This is a genomic window from Synechocystis sp. PCC 6714 (assembly GCF_000478825.2).
GTDB lineage: Bacteria > Cyanobacteriota > Cyanobacteriia > Cyanobacteriales > Microcystaceae > Synechocystis.
In genome coordinates this window covers 3,410,746-3,430,535 of record NZ_CP007542.1, presented here as the reverse complement: position 1 = coordinate 3,430,535, position 19,790 = coordinate 3,410,746, and the positions used below count along the sequence as shown (strand labels likewise).

Below are 19,790 nucleotides of genomic sequence, written 5' to 3'. Positions count from 1 at the left end.
CAGTTTCCCTTTTGGGGATTAGGTCACTTTTTGCCTGGCGATCGCCTCTAGCACCTGACAGGCATGGCCCTGACAGACACCACAATCAGCTCCCACCCCCATGGACTCCGACAACTCTTCTAGGGAGGTAATACCTTGCTGGGCAGCCGCTTCAATTTGCTTATCGCTAATACCCCGGCAAACGCAGATATACATAAGGGCTTTTCCGTAAATTTCTATGGGAGATTTAATAAAGGCTATTGCAAATTATTTTCATTATGTCGTAAAGGGGAAGAAAAGACAATTTTTTTACAGCCAGTTTGCCATAGGTGCCAAGGCTAGACAGAATCACCAGTTATTTTTGCCGACGAAACTACTTTATATAGCACTTAAAATTAATAAAACCCATATACTATCTCTTTTGCTGAATCATCCTCAACACCAATCAAAACTTGTTAAGAAGACGATTAGCAAAAAAGGGAATGATCCTAAATTGATTTTGATATAGCTCTGTTAATGTCACCGCTTCCTCGGGGGGAATCATACCCGATTGGTATTGCAAGACAATTAATAAATTCCAAAAAGCGAAAAGTAATGTGACCAAAACAGCCCATTTTTGCCAGGGATAGCCAGAAAGTTTTTGCCAAAAACCAGCAACGCCAAAAACCAATAGAAAAGTGCAATTACTAAACATTCTTCCCCCCACGCTGGCCCCTTGCCACCAAGACCACCAAGCGGCAATAAAATAAACTTGAGCTAGGAAAGTCACTAAAAAAATAGTGTTTAAACGGGGTAACAATTGCCAACCAATGATTAAACCAACGATGCTCAGTAAAGTTATTGGGTGCCAGACGAATAAACCCCGATGCCCCGAGAATAATACTTGCCAGAGGGACGGTTGCAACCAGTTAAAACTACCCCCATGGCCTGTGGCTTGTCCTTCTTCTAAATAGGGAATGCGTTCAATGCCACCATACTGCCACAGATAAATTAACAACTGAGGAATTTGCATTAGGACCACGACGGAGGCGATCACCAACAAGGGTTGCCAAAATGCTCTTTTTCTAAGATTTTGGGCAACAGTTTTACTAACTTTTTTCCAATGAACACTTGAAATAGGCCCTGAGTTTTGTTCATTATTCCCTGGTGATTTTGTCTCAAAACCCATGGCCGCCACTAATATGGGGGCTAGAAAAAATAAAACATCTTGGGGCCGCACCCAAGCAGCAAAGGCGATCGCCAAACCGAGGGTAATCTGCCAATGGGCTTTGGTCAACCAGGGTTTGGTTAATATGCCGTAGAGAAATAGGGCAATGAGAAAGGCCGAAACCGCATGGGACATGGATACTTCTAGGAATAGGTAATAACTCAAAGGTGAGGCAAACCAAATTCCGCCTACGGCCAGTAAGCAACTTATGTGGGAAAAATAACGCCGAGCAAAACGATAACTTAGGGCTAAACTGGTAATGCCTAAACCGACACTACCAAGGCAATAAAACAACTCATAGGGCCAGGACATACCATTAATAGGAATGGCACTATTAAATTGATGTAAGACTAGAGCAGCTAGATGACCTAAGGCAAAAAAAGGTAGTAGGACAATGCCTAAACCTAGAGTATATTTACTGTATTCTGGAATAGGACCAAATACCCGGGGACTGCTGTTAAATTGCTCTGCGGTTTCAGCATAATAACTATATTCATTATCCACTCTCAGATCACCGTCAAATAATAGGGACCTTAGAGGAGTGTAGTAGCCCAAACCATCACCATAAACCCCAAAGCCAGTGACAGAGAATTTAAGCAAAAAAATAGCCAGGGTAATTACTATGGCCAGGAAAAAACAATATTTAAGATTTTTTTCGTCATTAACAAAGTGAAAAATTTTGCCCATCTTGGTCTATCCTCCGCATCACACCAATGGCCAGGAACTTAGATTTTCTTTTTCGGTTTGCGCCAAACCCAAAGAAAGTTAGTGGCCATACTCCAAAAGACAGTAATCATTGTGGCCACAACGGCTGCTATTTTATGGTCCCAGCCTAGCTTATTGCCTAAAATGACAATGATTAAACTCCAAAGGAAAAAGCCACTAAAGTTCGCCACATGGTATTCCCAACAGCGTTGCCAAGAAAGAGTGGGATTACGAAAGACCCATAAGTCGATCGCCCCGTAACGGATGATGGTAATGACTTCGGCGGAGAGGACGGAAGCCCAGGTTAGGGTCATACCGAGGGAAACTTTGAACCAATCCAAGAGGACGACGTTCAAGACCATAGCAATAATGCCAATGATCCACCAGCGCACCATGGCGTTTTGCCAAAAGCGTTGTAGATAAACGGGCAAGGTTTCCCTAGTAATCATGGTGGATATGGATAAAGAGCAGATAATCCGGCTATTATACTGGCCAATGTTCTAGGAAAATTGGTATCCGATCGCCAAGGGAGATAAACCCCTGGGAATATTGGGAACACCGGCCTCCAATAGTACAGTGGCAAACCTAAATTATCGTTTTTATGTCTTCTCCCCTAGTTTTGCCGAATGATGGTCATTATTGGCTTGAAAATGCCCATATTCCCCCCAATTTAGTTCAAACAAAGCTTCCTTCTCCACAGAAATTTCAGGGGACAACGCCATGGGAAGATTTAGCACTCTACCATTTGGAGATTGCTGACGGCAGAATCAAAAGTATTGTTGCTGTTGAAGCGGGGAAAAACCTAGACGAAGGGATTGATCGCCAAAATATCCCCAGGGTAAATCTAAACCGAAGAATGATTTTGCCTTGTTTTGTCGATATGCATACCCATTTGGATAAGGGCCATATATGGGGGCGATCGCCAAATATTGATGGAACCTTTGCTGAGGCCATTGCCATTACGGAAAGGGATGCTGAACTGCACCATAGCTCAGAAGACATTTACCGAAGGATGGAATTTGCTCTCCAATGTAGCTATGCCCATGGCACCGCGGCGGTGCGTACCCACATAGAAATGGGAGGTCAGCAAAGTCAGATTGCTTGGAAAAGTTTTCAACAACTGCGACAAGCTTGGGCCAATCGCCTGATTCTGCAAGGGGTAGCCATGGTCACCACAGATTATTATCTAGGCTCCGCAGGGGAAAAGTTAGCAGACCAGATGGCCCATGAGGGCGGTATTTTGGGGGGCGTGGCCTACGCTGGCCCCCAAGTGAAGACTCAGTTAACCCGTTTAATGAGCCTAGCCCAAGCAAGAAATTTAGACATTGACTTGCATGTGGATGAAAATGGCGATCGCCACTCCCAAGTTTTACATCAAGCAGCCGCCACCGCCCTAGAGATCGGTTTTACTGGTCAAATTGTCTGTGGCCACTGTTGTAGTTTAGATGTGCAGACCCCCCAACAAGTGGAAGATACCCTGGAATTGGTTAAACAGGCAAATATTGCCATTGTCAGCCTCCCCCTGTGTAACCTCTATCTCCAGGGGCGTCATCAGCCCCAAAAACCAGCCTGGCGAGGCATAACCAAAGTCCACGCCATCCAGTCCCAGGGAATTCCCCTGGTGTTCGCCAGTGACAATTGTCGGGATCCATTTTTTCCCTTCGGAGACCACGACGGCCTGGAGGTATTGAACCAATCAGTACGCATTGGCCAACTAGATCCCCCCTACGGCCAATGGTGTACCACTGTTAACCTGACCCCAGCTCGGTTGATGGGATTAGCAAACAATGGAATATTAAGGGTAGATGCCCCAGCAGATTTAGTCATCTTCTCCGCCCGCTACTTTAACGAACTTTTTTCCCGTTCCCAAGGCGATCGCCTAGTGATACGCAGGGGAAAGCCCACCCACAAAAAACCACCCCACTACCAAGAGTTAGATGATTTGATGGGAGCTTGAGGCAGTTCAGTCCGGCAGATATCAATAATATTGGCGATATTGGCGGCTAGCCGCTTGACTAACCAAGTTTGAAAACGTGGGGAAAGGCACTTTTAACCATCAATCGGTCTTGCTTTGATAAGGAACCAACGCAGTCAAGGATATACTTATGTTCTAGAGTGAACAGCTTCATCCTTACCACCGAAGGTGTAAACAAGCCGGCCGAGCGGGTGTCTTCAATGGGGGTGTCTAGGGGCCAGGGAGCATTTTTTGCCGAAGTGATCATAGCCATAACGCTGTGGCCAATTCGGTTATTAAAAGCAGGAGCATCGGACAAAATTAAAGCGGGGCGACGAATATCAGATTGCCTATCCGTGAAGGGAACTGGGACAATGACAACGTCAAATTGTTCGTAAATTGTGTTCATAGGTGTCGGTATGCAGAATTATCAGCTTCAGAATTCCATTCGGTCATAGTGTCGACGGTGGCGGCCATATAGTCAGCCCCAGAGTCCCCAACTTTCCCTGGGGCAGGGCCCTGGGCTCTTTCGGCTTGGGGAAGAACCATTCCCTTGGGAGCGACCAACACAATGACTTCTACGGAAGTACCAGCTGGACACGGCAAATCCTGGAGCAGGAGCGTGCCATCTTCTGTCAATGTCGTAGCTAGTTTGTAAGCATTGATAGACATTATGTAGCAGTGTGAAATGTGGACCCTTGACAACCAAAAGAGTTTGTAATTTTCAACGTTATCTTAGGCAATGATGAACCAGTGCAAAATAGATACTGAAGAGAAAATAGCCTTTGGTTGAATAGAAGACATATTAGCAGAAAAGTAAACAATTCGCGGGGATAGCCATCTTTATAACTGTTTTTAACTCTGACGACCATAATCAGTCAGACCATGTATTGTCAATTTTTACAAAACCTTTATTAGATAAGCCCTTTGCCCAGGACAACAAGCTAAAGTATGTACTAGTAGAATTCATTACTTTAAGATGAGAACTGTTCCCCAACTTCACTTCTAAATGATTTTTGTTCCAGGCTTTGAACCAGCGCATGGAAGGAAATAAAGTAAACGATAATACTCTTTTCCCATTATTTCCTAAAGGAAATCTCCCCGGGTGGACGCAGTTATTACTTATCAATTTTAGATATAAAGCAGGGGATTTTTGTCCTTGATGGTCATAGGCAAAATTGTCTAAGGGCAACGGCGGTGGGTTGGGGCTGTTCTAGATGGGGCACATGGCCACAGGCATCAAGCCAGATTAATTGACTCTGGGGCAAAAGACTTTGGAATTGCTCAGCGGCTCTAACACCCAAAATTTTGTCCTGTTTACCCCAAATAACTAAACTAGGCAAAGTAATCTGCCCCAACTTTTCAGCAAAGGAACCATAACCACCACTTTTAGTAAAAGCAATCAGTCCTTCGCTCCAACCCGGACAAATTAAATGGGCGGCGGCACACCGGCGGGCATCTTCGTTGGCTAAGCTCCGGTCATAATAGGCCGCTTGACCAATACTTTGTCTTACTTTGGCGTTGGCCAAAAATTTGGTTAGCCACCGGTCCACTGGAGAAAACATTAAACGACTGGCAAAGGGTTGACTGGTGAGACCAGCACTATCTATCAAGACCAACTTTTTCACCTTTTCGGGGAAGCTAAGGCAAAAATCTAGGGCTACGGCCCCCCCCATGGAGACTCCCACTAAGGTAATAGGTTCTTGGATAACTGTTTGCCAAAAATGGTCTAAGTGAATTTTGATGTTGGCTGGGGTAGGCGGCAATGTTGTGGATCTAGCAGTAAAGCCGAATCCTAATAAGTCAACAGCGATCGCCCGGAAATCCTGATGCAACAGAGGGAGTAAGCGCCGAAACTCCAGCACCGAACTGTCAAAACCATGGAGAAAAAGCATCGGCTCCCCTTGTCCTTGGTCTACATAGTTAGTGGCCACGGTGACAGGATTGGGGTGATCGGCCAAAGGGATGGAGAGGGAAATGTGTTGCATTTGTCGCCAACATTCAAGGGAAGTTGCTTCTGTGAAGGCGGGTAGGGGCAAAGCTACAGATGAAGTCATGGAAAAAACACTGCCAGTCAAAGGTGGCGATCGGTGGACATGGGAAATCATTGTAGCGAGCAAATTTATGCCCAAGTCATCAGGAAGCCCATGGTAGGATCAGTCGAAAATTATCTCCCCAAGGAAAATTGGAGTGGATCTAACTATGGATTCAGGCAAAATCGTAGCCATTATCACCGGGGCTATTTCGATTATCTTAGCGGTGGCCTATCTAGTTCTAGTACAAGTTCTCGACTTTCGAGGAGAAATGGTGCCTGCTCCGACGGAAAATCTGGGTATGACCACCCCCCTAACGGCGATCGGGGTCGGCTATAATCAAAGCTATACAAATCTTTACATTAAAAACTTCCATGGCTGTCCCGGCAAAGGTTGAAATTTATACATGGAGTACGTGCCCTTTTTGCAACAGAGCCCTAGCGCTGTTGAAACGCAAGGGGATAGAGTTCCAGGAATATTGCATTGACGGCGATGATGACGCAAGGGTGGCAATGGCGGAGAGGGCGAATGGCAGGAAGAGTATGCCGCAAATCTTTATTAATGGCCAACATATCGGTGGCTGTGACGATATTTATGCTTTGGAAAGTGCTGGTAAGCTAGATGCTTTACTTCAATAGATCTTATAGACTGCTACGGATCTGCACTTAATTCAGTCTCCTGTTTTGCAACGTTTACGCCCCAACCCGACTCTAAGGATATTTCCGCCGTGAAACTGGCTTTTATCATCGATCCTCTGGATAAACTTGATCCAGGCCATGACTCGACCGTTGCCATAATGGAAGCGGCCCAGAAGTTGGGCCACGAAGTTTTTGTGACCTTAGTAGGAGATTTGGCCGTTATTAATGGCCAAGCTTGGGCCAAATTAGCGCCGGTGCAGTTTCAACCGGTCACCCTTGTGGATGGCCACTGGCAGGTCTCCCAACCTTGGTACGAAGTGGCGGAGACTAAATGGATGGCCTTGACCGAATGCCAAGTGGTATTTATGCGTAAGGATCCGCCGGTAACAGTACAATATCTTTACGCCACTTTTATCTTGGAATTGTTGGTCCCAACGGCAACCCTAGTGGTTAACTCCCCCCAAGGGCTACGGGAAGCCAATGAAAAGATGTATACCCTGCAATTTGCGGCGGTGATGCCCCCCACGGTGGTTAGTTTGGACAAGGGTTTAATTCGTCAATTTTTGGAAGAACAGGAAGCGGCGGTGTTGAAACCATTAGGAGGTAAAGCCGGAGAGGGGATTTTATTTCTTGATCCTGGCGATCGTAACTTCAATTCCCTGGTGGAAATTAGTACCCAACAGGGCAAAGAGCCGGTAATGGTGCAACGTTTTTTGCCGGAAGCAAAGGAAGGTGATAAGCGAATTATTCTGCTGGACGGAGACCCCATCGGGGCCGTCAATCGTATTCCCACCGGTGCCGAATTCCGCGGCAACATGGCTGTGGGAGGGCGAGTGGCCGCTACCACCATTACCCCCAGGGAAGAGGAAATTTGCGCCTTACTAAAACCAAAATTGCAAGCTGATGGTTTATATTTTGTTGGTATTGATGTTATCGGTGGGTACTTAACCGAAGTAAATGTCACCAGTCCCACGGGCATCCGAGAGATAGACCGCCTTGAGGGAGTCCGACTAGGGGAAAGGGTAATTTATTGGTTAGAAAAGCAATTTTAACCTGGGATCAAGATAGTTTAGTCACGATAAGTTTATAAGAAAAAAGATCTTTATTGAACTGGAAACTTATTTTAGCCTTGTTTTTTCTTGATCCCCATCGTTTTTCATCCCTTACTGTTCCATTATTTAAAGATTTTGTTACCAGCTAAGATCCTCTGCTACGGCGAACGTATCGATTTGTAAAACGAATATTAAGACAACCTAAAGAGAATTTACAAAAATTGGTCGTACAAAGGTAGGCGGAGTAACAGTTTGAGCCGGATTTTCCCCTTGGGTTGAATGGGGGACAATATAAATGTCCAGACGAAGTTTCTGGAAAACTACGGCCGATATTTTTCAAAAATTTTAACAATTGCCTAATTTCCCAACGCCTCCCCATGAAAACCGCTAACTTTATCACCTCCTCCTGCCGCTATTGCCGCTACTACCAAGCCGAAGGTAGGCGAGGCGGCATTTGCAATCAACTGAATGTGCCAGTACAGGGGCAGTGGAAAGCCTGTGCCTTGGCAGCAAGGCCCTTTGCCGGTTCCTGGGAAAATCTCGAAGATGTGGTGCATTTGGAACATGCCTATGCCCTCACTGCTAAGGATAATCCGGTGCCACAATCGGTGGAAAGTCTATCTACGCTGGAAGCGGCTTAGGCAAACTCGGTCTTGGTTTAATTTTGGGTTTCAATGGGAGTTGGCAATGGGTAATTCGATGGTACGCACTATTCATCCTCCGGGTTAGGGTAGCCAGGGATATTGACTAAAATCCGGGGCTCGTTTTTCCAAGAAGGCTTGTTTCCCTTCACTTCCTTCTTCAGTCATGTAATAGAGCAGGGTGGCGTTGCCGGCTAGTTCCTGTAGCCCTGCTTGGCCGTCACAGTCGGCATTGAAAGCGGCTTTGAGACAACGGATGGCCAGGGGGCTTTTGCTCAGGATTTCCTTGGCCCATTGGATGCCTTCTTCCTCCAGGCGATCGACGGGAACAACGGTGTTTACCATGCCCATGCGTTCCGCTTCCTGGGCAGAGTATTGCCGGCAGAGATACCAAATTTCCCTGGCTTTTTTTTGCCCCACAATGCGGGCTAAGTAACTAGAGCCAAAGCCGCCGTCAAAACTACCTACTTTCGGCCCAGTTTGCCCAAAAATGGCGTTATCCGCCGCAATGGTTAAATCACAAACTAGATGCAAAACGTGGCCCCCACCAATGGCATAGCCAGCCACTAGGGCAATAACCACTTTGGGCATGGAGCGGATTAAGCGCTGAAGATCCAAGACGTTTAGTCGGGGAGTGCCCTGGTCGTCGATATAGCCCCCTTCCCCCCGGACAGACTGATCTCCACCGGAACAAAAAGCATATTTACCATCACTGTGGGGGCCGGCTCCGGTCAGTAGGATAACGCCAATGCGGCCATCTTCCCGGGCATTGGAAAAAGCATCATAGAGTTCAAACACTGTTTGGGGACGGAAAGCGTTGCGTTTGTGGGGACGATTGATGACAATTTTGGCAATACCCTCCGCTTTGTAGTAGAGAATGTCGTCGTAATGTTTCGCAACTTGCCAATCCATGGGTTCCCTCCTAAGCAATCCTTACCCATCTTACGGGGACAGGGTAAAGGTTTGACCCAATTCTCGTTCTATCAATAACCAATGGTTAAGGCTGATTTATGAGTAAACAAATATAAAGCAATGCAAAGGATTGGCCCCAAACTTTGGCGATCGCCTTACTATGCAGATCAAGACCTCCGTGTTTACTTTGATTTTTTTCCATGACCATTGCTGCCCCTGAAACCGCTGTTGCCCCTGAGATGAAGCCGACGACACCGAAAAAGATTGGTGTGCCCAGGGAGTCCTTTGACCAGGAATGCCGGGTGGCCATGACCCCCGATACGGCCCAAAAGCTACAAAAGTTGGGTTTTGATTTGTTGTTGGAAACAGAAGCGGGAGCAAAAGCTGATTTTGCCGATCGCCTTTATGAATCCCTGGGTTGTGAGATCGTCGATAGTCGCCAAACATTATTTGAGCAAGCGGATATTATCCTCAAAGTACGGCCTCCTTCCCCGGCAGAAGTGGAGGAGTTACCGGCGGACAAAACCCTAATTAGTTTTATCTGGCCGGCCCAAAATCCTGAGTTATTAGAAAAATTAGCGGCGAAAAATATCACTGTGCTGGCTATGGATGCGGTGCCCCGCATCAGTCGGGCCCAAAAGTTAGATGCTCTTAGTTCCATGGCCAACATTGCCGGTTACCGGGCGGTAATTGAAGCGGCCAATCGTTTTGGTCGGTTTTTCACCGGACAGATTACCGCAGCGGGGAAAGTTCCTCCAGCCAAAGTGTTGGTCATTGGGGCCGGGGTAGCAGGGTTAGCGGCGATCGGAGCAGCCAAAAGTTTAGGGGCGATCGTGCGGGCCTTTGATACCAGGCCTGTGGTCAAAGAACAGGTGGAAAGTTTGGGGGGGGAATTTCTCCTGCTGGACTTTAAGGAGGATGGTACAGGGCAGGGGGGTTACGCCAAAGTGATGAGTGAAGAATTCATTGCGGCGGAAATGGCCCTGTTTGCTGCCCAGGCTAAGGAGGTGGACATCATTATCACCACAGCGTTGATTCCCGGTCGTCCAGCCCCCAAATTAATCACTGAACCCATGGTGAAATCCATGCGGGCCGGTTCCGTGGTGGTGGATTTAGCAGCGGAGCAGGGGGGCAACTGTGAAGTCACCAAGCCCGGAGAGGTGTATGAGTACGAAGGAGTCACCATCATTGGCTACACCGATTTACCCAGTCGCATGGCCAGCCAATCCAGTCAATTGTATGGCACCAACCTCTGGCATTTGCTCAAGGATATGGGGGGCGCAGAAGATTTCAAAGTGGATCTCGAAGATGAAGTGATCCGGGGAGCATTGGTGTCCCACGAGGGCAAAGTCACCTGGCCACCCCCGAAAGTTAATCCCCCCAGCCCAGTTCAACCGACTAAACCAGCGGTAACGGTGGTGGAAAGTGAAGCAAAATCCACCCAAAAATCCGGCCCTAGTAATTTCCTTTGGCTAACCCTAGCGGCGATCGCCTTGGTGGGCATTGGGGTGGGGGCACCGACTTCTTTTCTGTCCCATTTCACAGTTTTTGTCCTGGCCTGCGTAGTGGGTTGGCAGTTAATTTGGAATGTGGCCCCGGCTCTCCATACACCTTTAATGAGTGTGACCAACGCCATCAGTGGCATCATTATCATCGGTGGTATGTTGCAGATTTCCGGGCCGTTAAATAGTCCTACTACCATCCTGGGGGCGATCGCCATTTTGGTGGGAACGATCAATATTGCTGGGGGATTTTTAGTTACCCAAAGGATGTTGAAGATGTTCCGTAAATAATTTAATTTCTTTTTCAATTTAGTGGAGGTTAGAAAAGTGGCAAGAAAATCCAAAGAATTTCAACAACTGTTCTACGAAGAAACTCAAGCGCAAAAACGTACTAAGTCGTCTAATACTCATTCTGCTATTAAAAAGGAAGAGTTAGACGCCTATCAACAATTTAAAGAAAATCTTATAAACGATGAGAAAAATAAGGATCTTGTCTTCATAGATAAGCCAAAGGGCATAGGAAAAATGTCTCAAGTATTAGAGAAATTTATCGAGCCCTATACTGATGACGATGATGATTATGAAGACAGAAATTTTCTGCTGGAATTAGCTGTAGTGGCTTGGAATTGCGCTGTCTTGCCCGAAGGTGAGCGCGGAAGGATTATGGATAGTTTTCTTGCAGGAATCACTGATCCCCTTGACCAAGAAAGCATAGAGTCAACTGAAGAAATCAAAGAGCTTATTGAAGAATTAATTGAGGATAAGTTAGCTTTATTTCCTAAGGATAGACGGTTAATCAAACACTACAAATTAACTAAACATAAACTTGGATTTCACCTTTCAGTGGCTTACTCCATGGCTCGATGATTTTTGAATTTTATTTATGACTGTTAGCAATGTTTTTGATGGTTACACAATCGATCTTTTTCAAGATGAAGATGGGGATTGGTTAGCCCGTTTAACAGAAATGCCCAGTGTTCCTGCTTTTGCTGATTCTCCCCAAGGGGCCATCACTGAATTAGAAACTGCTTGGCAAGGAGTCAAAAAAAGCTACCGTAAGCACGGAGATCCCATTCCTATTATCGAAACAATTTCTGCAAAATCTTAGTTTTTTATCCCAACCCATTAACTCAACTCTAATGTCTAACAGCTTGCAAACAGTGGCTTACATTGCCGCTAGCGTACTCTTTATCCTCAGCCTGGGGGGATTGGCAAACCAAGAAAGTGCCCGCCGGGGTAATCTCTATGGCATTGCTGGGATGGCGATCGCCTTTTTAGCCACTGCTTTAGGGGGAAATTTTAGCGGTTACACGACTTTGCTGGGGGCAATTTTACCTGCGGTGGTGATTGGTTCCCTGTTAGCCTCTAGGGTAGCCATGACTTCCATGCCAGAATTGGTGGCCATTTTGCATAGTTTTGTCGGTTTAGCCGCTGTTTTAGTAGGTATTGCCAACTATCTGGCTCCGGAAAATGGTTTAACGGGTTCGGAAGCCTTTATTCACCAAATTGAAATCTATATCGGCGTATTTATCGGGGCGGTAACTTTCACCGGTTCCATCATTGCCTTTGGTAAATTGCGGGCCATTATTAGTAGCAAACCCCTGATGCTCCCGGCCCGGCACTTTTTGAACATTTCCCTGTTGGTGGCCACGGTGGTTTTTGGGGTGCAGTTTATGCAACTGGACAATCCCGCCGGTCTCACTCCCCTGTTGATTATGACCGCCATTGCTGGGGTGCTGGGACTCCATCTTGTAGCGGCGATCGGGGGAGCGGATATGCCCGTGGTAATTTCCATGTTGAACAGCTATTCCGGTTGGGCGGCAGCGGCGGCGGGCTTTATGCTCTCCAATGATTTGCTAATTATCACCGGGGCATTGGTGGGCAGTAGCGGCGCAATTTTGAGCTACATCATGTGTAAAGCCATGAACCGTTCCTTTATCAGCGTTATTCTCGGTGGTTTTGGGGAAGGTTCTAGTGCGGCTTCCCAAGGGCCAGCCCAGGCGGTAACCGGTACGGTCACTAAAACCAGCGCAGAAGAAGTGGCGGAAGAATTGCTCGATGCCCAAAGTGTGATTATTACCCCTGGTTATGGCATGGCAGTGGCCCAAGCCCAACATCCCGTAGCGGAAATTACCAAGTTGCTCAAGGAAAAGGGTATTACGGTAAGGTTTGGCATTCACCCCGTTGCCGGCCGTCTCCCCGGTCACATGAATGTTTTACTAGCCGAAGCCAATGTGCCCTACGACGTGGTGCTGGAAATGGACGAAATTAACGAAGATTTCCCTGAAACCGACGTGGTGCTGGTCATTGGAGCCAATGACACGGTGAATCCCAGTGCATTGGAAGATCCCACCAGTGCGATCGCCGGAATGCCGGTGTTGGAAGTGTGGAAGGCCAAACAGGTGGTGGTGATGAAACGGAGCATGGCTTCTGGTTATGCCGGGGTGGAGAATCCTCTGTTTTACAAGGAAAATACCCAAATGCTCTTCGGCGACGCGAAGAAAAATGTTGATGCCATTTTGACCCAACTGCGGGCCAAAGAAGAGGCCACCAGCGCCGATAAAGTTTTAGTTTCCGTCTAGGATTACCTCTGAAAAGACTATTGAGTCTCGAATGGGGGAAGTGGACAATTTCCCCTATTTTTCAGTAGGGAGCGTTACTAAGCTTTGAAGCTGATTGGTCAGGGAATTTGGTAAAGTCTTTTTGGCTTTTTGGCCGTGGATCTGGATAAACTGTCCCGTCCCCACTACGTTATAGTTGATTTAATTGAAAGTAAGACACCGACTAAAGCTAAAAGCGTCTTTGGTAAAGACTTTAGTCATCTCAATCTTATTTGAATTGACTATATTAAGCATTAAGCAGTTTTTCCCCAAGGGCAGGCAGGGAACATGGAATAATTCTTCTAGTAGTTAGGAGCAAAGTGCTCCGGGGCAGCTCTTGGGACAATGTTACTCAAGATTTTCACTCCGTAATGGGCGGACATCCTCAACTTAGTAGTCGTCTCTAGTAAGACTGAGGCAGTCAAATTCACCGAAAAGCTTGTCAATAAAGACTCAGCCAGTCTCAAAATTATTTGAGATGACTATACCAATTTTAAGTCAAGGGGGATCGGATAAAGTCCTCACCATTTTCCCTCCCTTGGTCAGGCGATAGGGTACTCCCCGCCACAATACTTGTCTTTGGGAAAAGGACAAAGCCCAAAAAATTAGACCACAGCAGTCCCTCAGGGGCAATAACGGTAAATAGCGGAGGGTTTCCCTATCCTCTAGTTCCTGGGCAACCATGGCCGCCGTTCCATAACGGATAACTAGGGTTATGAACAGAATCAACCAAACCCAAGGTTCAGACCAATGACAAAGGCTGAATAAAAGGGCAAAGGGCACTGCACGGATGATGATAGTGGCCAAAAATGGGGCAGGCCGGGCTAGATAGGTATTTTGATCCCAATAAATCTGATGATTCCACCAACTTTGCCATTGCCCTAAATCCACCACGGCCTCAATCACATAGGGAAACAACACCATTTTTAAGCCGCTATTCCAAACCCTCCTGCCCAGTTCAAAGTCTTCCACCAAATAGTCTGCCAAGGTGGCCAAACCTCCCAATTGGTTTAGGGTCGATCGCCTAATGGCAATGGAAGGGCCTAAACAGGCCTTAGATGCGCCCGTTACTTCTGCAAACAGAACGCTGGGCATGAAGTCGGCATTAATGGTTAGCAATTCCAAACCCTCGTACCATGTTTGGGCCTGGGTCAACTTAAACGGGGTGGTGACGCAACCTACCTGGGGATCCGCCAAGGGACTGACTATGGTTGCCAAGTAATCGGGGCGTAGATGGGTGTCACTGTCGCTGATCACCAAAATCTCATATTTGGCCCGTTTCAATCCCCCTAAGAGATTGTTAATCTTACCATTGGCACCCTGTTCGATCTGATCCAGTGCCACAATAATTTTTTCTGGGCCGAACTCTGCCTGAATTTTTTTGACTATGGCCAACGCCGGATCCTGTGGATCTTGCACACAGTAGATTATTTCGTAGGCTGGATAATTCTGCTGGGCAATGGTGCGTAAATTAGCTTCTAGGTTTTTTTCCCAACCCCGCACTGGTTTCAGTACTGATACCCCAGGTTGGAAATCCTGCCTAGGTAGGGACCTTGCCAGAAAGAGCTTGGTAGTAACCACCGTCAGCAGGTTATAAACAATGCCCCCGGCTATGGGTAGTAAACATAACCAGGACAACATTTCCCACCAGTGGCCAACATTCACCCGCGCCTAATCTCCGATAAATTTGCAACAATGCCGACCCCTAACCCTAGCAGATGGCGCGATCGCCGTGTTGTATGGCCGCCATCCCCAAAAAGATCAAATCGTCATTATTGTTCACCAATAGCTCAGGAGAATGCTTTTTTAAAAAGGCATATAGTATATTTCCATCTCCTCCGGTAAATACCATGGCCGAGCCAGGAAAAAGCTTTTGCCAATTCCACAAATAGGTTTGTAATGCCCCCAAAATTGAGTAGGTGACGCCGCTCAACATTGCCCCGAGGGTGTCCCTGGCCCAAAGGTCAGGCAAAGTTGAAGATGGGGTTAAATGTGGCAGGACCGCCAGGCGATCGCCAAGGGTTTGTAACTGTAGCCCCAGTCCGGGTAGGATGGCGCCCCCCACCAGTTTTTTGTCTTGGTCAAAACCAGTGATGGTCAAAGCTGTACCCCCATCGATTACCACACAGGGAAAGTCGTAGGTCAGCCCTGCTCCCAACGCTGCCAGAGCCCGGTCAATGCCAAAGCTTGGGTAAAGGTTCTTCAAAGGCAGATCTGCCAGAGTTAAAATCCTTGGCTGGTATTTGTGCCATGCTTGGGTTTGTTCAGGTACCACCGATGCCAAAACTAGGGGCACTTTTTCCAACGGAACGGGGAATTGTTCTAATGCCGGACTATAATTCGTTGCCCAGGTTTGCAAGGGGGTATTACCGCTACAATATGCCCAGTGCAAGCGGGAGTTGCCTATCATTAGGGCCAACCAAAGTTTTTGTTTGTGATTGTTTAGGGCTAAATCAAAACCCTGTATCTGGTTTTCCACAGCGATCAATTGCCTGCCCCCGGCAGACCAAGCTAATTTAGCTTTCCCATTAGACCACAGCTACCCAAAGCAATTAAATTATGAGCCGCAAAAATCTAATCTTGTTGGTAGTTTACGTTGGTTTTACCCTGGGCATTAGTTCTTGGTTAGGACAACGGGCTTACCAATGGTTACCAATCCCCGCGGCCCAGGAAGCTCAGCCCGTGGGGGATTTATTTAGTTTTTTGGTCAGCCTCGGTAGTGTGGTCTTTTTCGGAGTAGCGGGAGCCTTGGCCTATTCCATCATTTTCCATCGGTTCAGTGTTCAGAATCCCCAGGGAGCGCCGATCCGGGGCAATGCCCGTCTAGAAATTTTTTGGACAGTGGTACCAATTATTCTGGTGGCTTGGATTGCGTGGTATAGCTATGTCATTTACCAACGGATGAACGTGTTGGGCCCTTTGCCGGTGGTGGAAGTGCCTCCATTACTCGGGGAAAAGGCGATCGCCGCCGATGCCCCTGGAGAATTGACCATGGCCCAAGCCAGCAATATCAATCCGGAAAGAATTGGCGTGGAGGTCAAACAATGGCTGTGGACGTTTACCTATGCTAATGCGGGGGTAACTAGCCATGAGCTCCATTTACCCCTCGATCGCCGGGTAACGCTGAATATGACTTCCAAAGATGTGCTCCACGGTTTCTACGTGCCCAATTTCCGCATTAAACAGGACATTGTGCCCAACCGAGAAATTGAATTTAGCTTCACCCCCAATCGCTTAGGGGAATATAAACTCCACGATTCCCAATTTAGCGGCACCTATTTTGCCGTGATGACGGCCCCTGTGGTGGTGCAGTCTTTGCCGGACTATCAAGCCTGGTTGGAAAGCCAAAAATCCATTGCGCCCAAAGACCTACCCAATCCGGCTCTGGATGAATTTAAAAAAAACCCAGCAACACCTCTGAACAGCGGCTGGCCCACCGTAGCGCCCAGAACCCGTCAATAGATCCCAGTGACTTGCTGTCAATTGATGCATCGCTGGTGGTAAAGATTTGTAAACTATAATGACTTAGAATTTGAATGTAATCTTAGCGGTAGGGACTGAATGGAAAAACTAATGCGGATTGAGCGGCTTTTGCTAATTGGTCATATAGGCTCCATGGCTTTTGGCTTGGCGGGGTTATTGTTGGTGTTGCCCCACCCGGAATTCATTGCCCATTTACCTCCCATTGGCCAAGTAGCTTTTCAATGGTCCATGGCCGGCGGTGGAGTGGCTTATATGATCCTCGGTTTTGCCGCTGTGGCGGTGTACGCTTTCCGTACTCTTGGTCTTTTCCCGACCCTGGGATTTCTAATTCCTGCCCTGGGCATTTCCGTTTCCGCTGAGCTGTTGGGCACCAGCACTGGTTTTCCCTTTGGTTATTACCGCTATCTATCCGGTTTGGGTTACAAAATCGCTGGGTTAGTGCCCTTTACCATCCCCCTCTCTTGGTTTTATCTAGGATTCTGTTCTTACCTCCTTGTGCGGGCGGGCCTACGCCACAGCAATCTGCCCCGCATTGCCCAAGAATTGACGGCGATCGCCGTGGGGGCAACTTTGCTAATGTCCTGGGATTTCGTGTTAGACCCCGCCATGAGCCAAACCACTATGCCCTTTTGGGTGTGGGACGTGCCCGGTGGATTTTTCGGCATGCCTTACCAAAATTTTGCCGGTTGGTTTTGTACCGGGGCGGTATTTATGACTATTGCCACCCTGATTTGGCGACTGAAAAAAGTTGAAATCCCTGAAACTGACTACGGTTTACCCTTGGCCATGTACTTGGGCAACTTCGGCTTTGCCACGGTGATGAGCATTGGGGCCAATATTTATCCCCCCATTTTCTTAGGATTGCTGTTGGGGGTAGCGCCGGCCTTGTATTTCTACCGTCGGGCTGGGGAAAATTCCCGTTCCACCGCCGTTTCCCGCTTAAAATCCGTGATTGAACAGGACAAATCGGACTTGGCTGCTGCCAAGTAGTTGGTACAGTGGAAAGAGGTGGCCCCCCGGCCATTTTCTCCTTTCTGCTGACCATGCCTATGTCTAATTCCTCCATTTTACCTGTGGCTATCCTGGGCACCGGTTTCGGCCAGGCGGTCCATTTACCCGCCCTGCAATACCATGCCCAAACCGAGGCGATCGCCATTTACCATCGGGATTTGGCTAAGGCTAGGGGGGTGGCTAAATCCCACGGTTTACCCCATAGCTACGATAATTTGTCTGAGTTACTTGCTAATGGAGATATTAAAGCTGTAACCGTGGCCAGTCCGCCCTTTCTTCACTTTGAGATGGCTAGGCAAGCAATTTTGGCGGGCAAGCATGTGTTGTTGGAAAAACCCATGACTCTGCAGGTGGGGGAAACCATTGAGTTATATCATCTCGCCCAGCAACGGGGCGTGACGGTGATGCCGGACTTTGAGTTTCGTTTTGTGCCCGCTTGGCAGTATGTGTCAGAACTTTTGGCCCAGGGCATGGTGGGATCACTGAGGCTAGTGAAAGTGGATTGGTTGGTGGGTAGTCGAGCCAGCGCTGACCGGGCTTGGAATTGGTACGCCCAACAGGAAAAAGGTGGCGGTGCCCTTGGTTCTTTGGCCTCCCACACTTTCGATTATCTCCATTGGTTCTTTGGCCCGGCTAGGAGTGTGGCCGCTAATTTGAGTGTGGCGATCGCCGAGCGGCCCGACCCCCTAGACAATAATCGTTTGAAGCCAGTGACGGCGGAAGATACGGCCCTAATCAGTTTAACCTTGGACAATAACGTTCCCTGTCAAGTGAATATCACCTCTGTGGCCCATGGTGGCCGGGGCCATTGGTTGGAGATTTACGGTGAAAAGGGGAGTTTGGTGCTGGGCAGTGACAATCTTAAAGATTACGTCCATGGTTTTAGACTTTTCCACCATCCTGCGGGGCAACCCATGCAGGAGTTGACGGTGCCGACTCGTTTGGATTTCCCCAAAGTTTTTGCCGATGGCCGCCTTGCTCCCGTTGTGCGGGTAGTGGATGAGTGGGTACAAAGTATTAATCGAAAAAGAATACCCACAGCATCTTTGCGCCACGGAGTTTATTCCCAACTGTTAATGGACTTGACCAAGCAAGCCCATCAAGAAAAGCAATGGCTAACGGTGCCGGATCTTGATCGCCTCTTGGCCCCGTAGTGTATCCATGGCCAAAGTTCCGCCCCTGATTGTCATTTGTGGCACCACCGCCAGTGGGAAATCCCAACTAGCCCTTGACCTAGCCCAGAGGTTAAACGCAGTTATTTTGGGGGCCGATTCCAGGCAAATTTACAAAGAATTAGATATTGGCACCGCTAAACCCAGCCTTGGCGATCGCCAAACGGTGCCCCATTATCTGATCGACATTTGTGAGCCAACAGAAAACTTTACCCTGGCCGAATATCAACGGCAAGCCCAAGGGTTAATTGCCCAATTGAACAGTCCGATTCTTCTGGTAGGAGGCACTGGTTTATACATTCAGGCGATCGTCAAGGGGTTAAAAATTCCTGCCGTTCCCCCCCAAGTTGATTTAAGGACACAGTTGACCAATTTGGGGCAAACTTTTTGTTATCAACTTTTAAGTCAAGTTGACCCCATTGCCCAAAGTAAAATCGAACCAGCCGATGTGGTGCGGACCCTGCGGGCTTTGGAGGTTTTCTACGCCACTGGGCAACCCATTTCCAGCCTACAAGGGGAAGATCCCCCCAGTTATCCCATTGTACAAATCGGTTTAGGTCTGGAACCGGATCAACTCCAGCGGAGAATTGTCCGCCGTACCCACGCTATGGTTGAGGCCGGTTTAGTAGAAGAAGTCGAACGTTTAATAGAACAATATGGGGAAGACCTGCCCCTGCTCCACACCCTTGGTTACGCTGAAATTAGACAACATCTCCAGGGCCAAATATCCTTGCCCCAAGCGACGGAGTCCATCATTATCCACACCAGGCAATTTGCCAAGCGTCAGCGTACTTGGTTCCGTAAGGATCCGGCAATCCATTGGTTTGATGCTGACCAGGAAAACCTATTAGACTCGGTGACGAAATTAATACAAGTCGACACAAACAGAGGAATGTTTTAA

General features: G+C 47.8%; 22 protein-coding genes. 13 read left to right on the top strand and 9 right to left on the bottom strand.

Annotation, left to right across the window (positions count from 1 at the left end; translation table 11 throughout):
* Positions 1 to 18 precede the first annotated feature (18 nt).
* The 3 genes from D082_RS15645 to D082_RS15635 form a co-directional block, all read right to left on the bottom strand.
* Positions 19 to 195 (bottom strand): (2Fe-2S)-binding protein, encoded by a 177-nt coding sequence (locus D082_RS15645; protein ID WP_028946323.1) that lies wholly within the window; start codon positions 193 to 195, stop codon positions 19 to 21.
* A gap of 229 nt (positions 196 to 424) precedes the next feature.
* Complete coding sequence (locus D082_RS15640; protein WP_038531147.1) at positions 425 to 1,873, bottom strand: hypothetical protein; 1,449 nt, start codon at positions 1,871 to 1,873, stop codon at positions 425 to 427.
* A gap of 38 nt (positions 1,874 to 1,911) precedes the next feature.
* Positions 1,912 to 2,340 carry a GtrA family protein gene (locus tag D082_RS15635; protein ID WP_028946325.1) on the bottom strand — a complete coding sequence of 143 codons (429 nt, stop codon included), beginning with the start codon at positions 2,338 to 2,340 and terminating at the stop codon, positions 1,912 to 1,914.
* Between the two features lie 152 nt (positions 2,341 to 2,492).
* Between D082_RS15635 and D082_RS15630 the strand changes: the two genes are divergently transcribed.
* Positions 2,493 to 3,848, top strand: a complete 1,356-nt coding sequence (locus D082_RS15630; RefSeq protein ID WP_028946326.1) for a cytosine deaminase — start codon at positions 2,493 to 2,495, stop codon at positions 3,846 to 3,848.
* 58 nt (positions 3,849 to 3,906) lie between these two features.
* Here D082_RS15630 and D082_RS15625 read toward each other — a convergent pair whose 3' ends face one another.
* The 3 genes from D082_RS15625 to D082_RS15615 form a co-directional block, all read right to left on the bottom strand.
* Positions 3,907 to 4,254 (bottom strand): type II toxin-antitoxin system PemK/MazF family toxin, encoded by a 348-nt coding sequence (locus D082_RS15625; protein ID WP_010872158.1) that lies wholly within the window; start codon positions 4,252 to 4,254, stop codon positions 3,907 to 3,909.
* The gene (locus D082_RS15620) at positions 4,251 to 4,517 is read right to left on the bottom strand and encodes a hypothetical protein (RefSeq protein ID WP_028946327.1); all 267 of its coding nucleotides are present in this window, start codon (positions 4,515 to 4,517) and stop codon (positions 4,251 to 4,253) included. The genes D082_RS15625 and D082_RS15620 overlap by 4 nt, the downstream gene beginning before the upstream one ends.
* A 494-nt stretch (positions 4,518 to 5,011) precedes the next feature.
* Positions 5,012 to 5,953, bottom strand: a complete 942-nt coding sequence (locus D082_RS15615; protein ID WP_238546758.1) for an alpha/beta fold hydrolase — start codon at positions 5,951 to 5,953, stop codon at positions 5,012 to 5,014.
* Positions 5,954 to 6,047: 94 nt separating this feature from the next.
* On the opposite strand from D082_RS15615, the gene D082_RS15610 reads away from it, so the two are divergent.
* From D082_RS15610 to D082_RS15595, 4 genes are all read left to right on the top strand, one after another.
* Entirely contained in the window at positions 6,048 to 6,275 is a 228-nt protein-coding gene (locus tag D082_RS15610) for a hypothetical protein (RefSeq protein ID WP_038531139.1), read from the top strand.
* The gene (grxC, locus tag D082_RS15605) at positions 6,253 to 6,516 is read left to right on the top strand and encodes a glutaredoxin 3 (protein ID WP_028946329.1); all 264 of its coding nucleotides are present in this window, start codon (positions 6,253 to 6,255) and stop codon (positions 6,514 to 6,516) included. Before D082_RS15610 ends, grxC begins: the two co-directional genes overlap by 23 nt.
* 89 nt (positions 6,517 to 6,605) lie before the next feature.
* The gene (gene gshB, locus D082_RS15600) at positions 6,606 to 7,568 is read left to right on the top strand and encodes a glutathione synthase (protein WP_028946330.1); all 963 of its coding nucleotides are present in this window, start codon (positions 6,606 to 6,608) and stop codon (positions 7,566 to 7,568) included.
* Between the two features lie 377 nt (positions 7,569 to 7,945).
* Positions 7,946 to 8,209 (top strand): hypothetical protein, encoded by a 264-nt coding sequence (locus D082_RS15595; protein ID WP_028946331.1) that lies wholly within the window; start codon positions 7,946 to 7,948, stop codon positions 8,207 to 8,209.
* Positions 8,210 to 8,293: 84 nt separating this feature from the next.
* Here the strand turns inward: D082_RS15595 and menB are convergent, their stop codons facing one another.
* Positions 8,294 to 9,121, bottom strand: coding sequence for a 1,4-dihydroxy-2-naphthoyl-CoA synthase (gene menB, locus D082_RS15590; RefSeq protein WP_028946332.1), 828 nt, complete (start codon positions 9,119 to 9,121; stop codon positions 8,294 to 8,296).
* A gap of 200 nt (positions 9,122 to 9,321) precedes the next feature.
* Between menB and pntA the strand changes: the two genes are divergently transcribed.
* Genes pntA through pntB form a run of 4 tightly spaced genes read left to right on the top strand, consistent with a single transcriptional unit; the run spans position 9,322 to position 13,205 of the window.
* Complete coding sequence (gene pntA / locus D082_RS15585; protein WP_028946333.1) at positions 9,322 to 10,914, top strand: Re/Si-specific NAD(P)(+) transhydrogenase subunit alpha; 1,593 nt, start codon at positions 9,322 to 9,324, stop codon at positions 10,912 to 10,914.
* A 36-nt stretch (positions 10,915 to 10,950) separates the two neighbouring features.
* On the top strand, positions 10,951 to 11,490 hold the full coding sequence (locus tag D082_RS15580; protein ID WP_028946334.1) for a hypothetical protein: 540 nt from the start codon (positions 10,951 to 10,953) through the stop codon (positions 11,488 to 11,490).
* 16 nt (positions 11,491 to 11,506) lie between these two features.
* The gene (locus tag D082_RS15575; protein WP_028946335.1) at positions 11,507 to 11,731 is read left to right on the top strand and encodes a type II toxin-antitoxin system HicB family antitoxin; all 225 of its coding nucleotides are present in this window, start codon (positions 11,507 to 11,509) and stop codon (positions 11,729 to 11,731) included.
* 31 nt (positions 11,732 to 11,762) lie between these two features.
* On the top strand, positions 11,763 to 13,205 hold the full coding sequence (gene pntB, locus D082_RS15570) for a Re/Si-specific NAD(P)(+) transhydrogenase subunit beta (protein ID WP_028946336.1): 1,443 nt from the start codon (positions 11,763 to 11,765) through the stop codon (positions 13,203 to 13,205).
* Positions 13,206 to 13,721: 516 nt separating this feature from the next.
* On the opposite strand, the gene hpnI is transcribed toward pntB, so the two are convergent.
* Positions 13,722 to 14,888: a bacteriohopanetetrol glucosamine biosynthesis glycosyltransferase HpnI gene (hpnI, locus tag D082_RS15565; protein ID WP_028946337.1), complete on the bottom strand. Its 1,167-nt coding sequence runs from the start codon at positions 14,886 to 14,888 to the stop codon at positions 13,722 to 13,724.
* Positions 14,889 to 14,934: 46 nt separating this feature from the next.
* Positions 14,935 to 15,702 (bottom strand): pantothenate kinase, encoded by a 768-nt coding sequence (locus D082_RS15560; RefSeq protein ID WP_038531132.1) that lies wholly within the window; start codon positions 15,700 to 15,702, stop codon positions 14,935 to 14,937.
* An 80-nt stretch (positions 15,703 to 15,782) separates the two neighbouring features.
* Between D082_RS15560 and D082_RS15555 the strand changes: the two genes are divergently transcribed.
* The 4 genes from D082_RS15555 to miaA all read left to right on the top strand — a co-directional run bounded on the left by D082_RS15555 (position 15,783) and on the right by miaA (position 19,790).
* Positions 15,783 to 16,685 carry a cytochrome c oxidase subunit II gene (locus D082_RS15555; RefSeq protein WP_028946339.1) on the top strand — a complete coding sequence of 301 codons (903 nt, stop codon included), beginning with the start codon at positions 15,783 to 15,785 and terminating at the stop codon, positions 16,683 to 16,685.
* A 99-nt stretch (positions 16,686 to 16,784) separates the two neighbouring features.
* Complete coding sequence (gene cruF, locus D082_RS15550; protein WP_028946340.1) at positions 16,785 to 17,696, top strand: gamma-carotene 1'-hydroxylase CruF; 912 nt, start codon at positions 16,785 to 16,787, stop codon at positions 17,694 to 17,696.
* A gap of 59 nt (positions 17,697 to 17,755) precedes the next feature.
* Positions 17,756 to 18,871, top strand: coding sequence for a Gfo/Idh/MocA family protein (locus D082_RS15545; RefSeq protein ID WP_028946341.1), 1,116 nt, complete (start codon positions 17,756 to 17,758; stop codon positions 18,869 to 18,871).
* Positions 18,872 to 18,878: 7 nt separating this feature from the next.
* Positions 18,879 to 19,790 carry a tRNA (adenosine(37)-N6)-dimethylallyltransferase MiaA gene (gene miaA / locus D082_RS15540; RefSeq protein WP_028946342.1) on the top strand — a complete coding sequence of 304 codons (912 nt, stop codon included), beginning with the start codon at positions 18,879 to 18,881 and terminating at the stop codon, positions 19,788 to 19,790.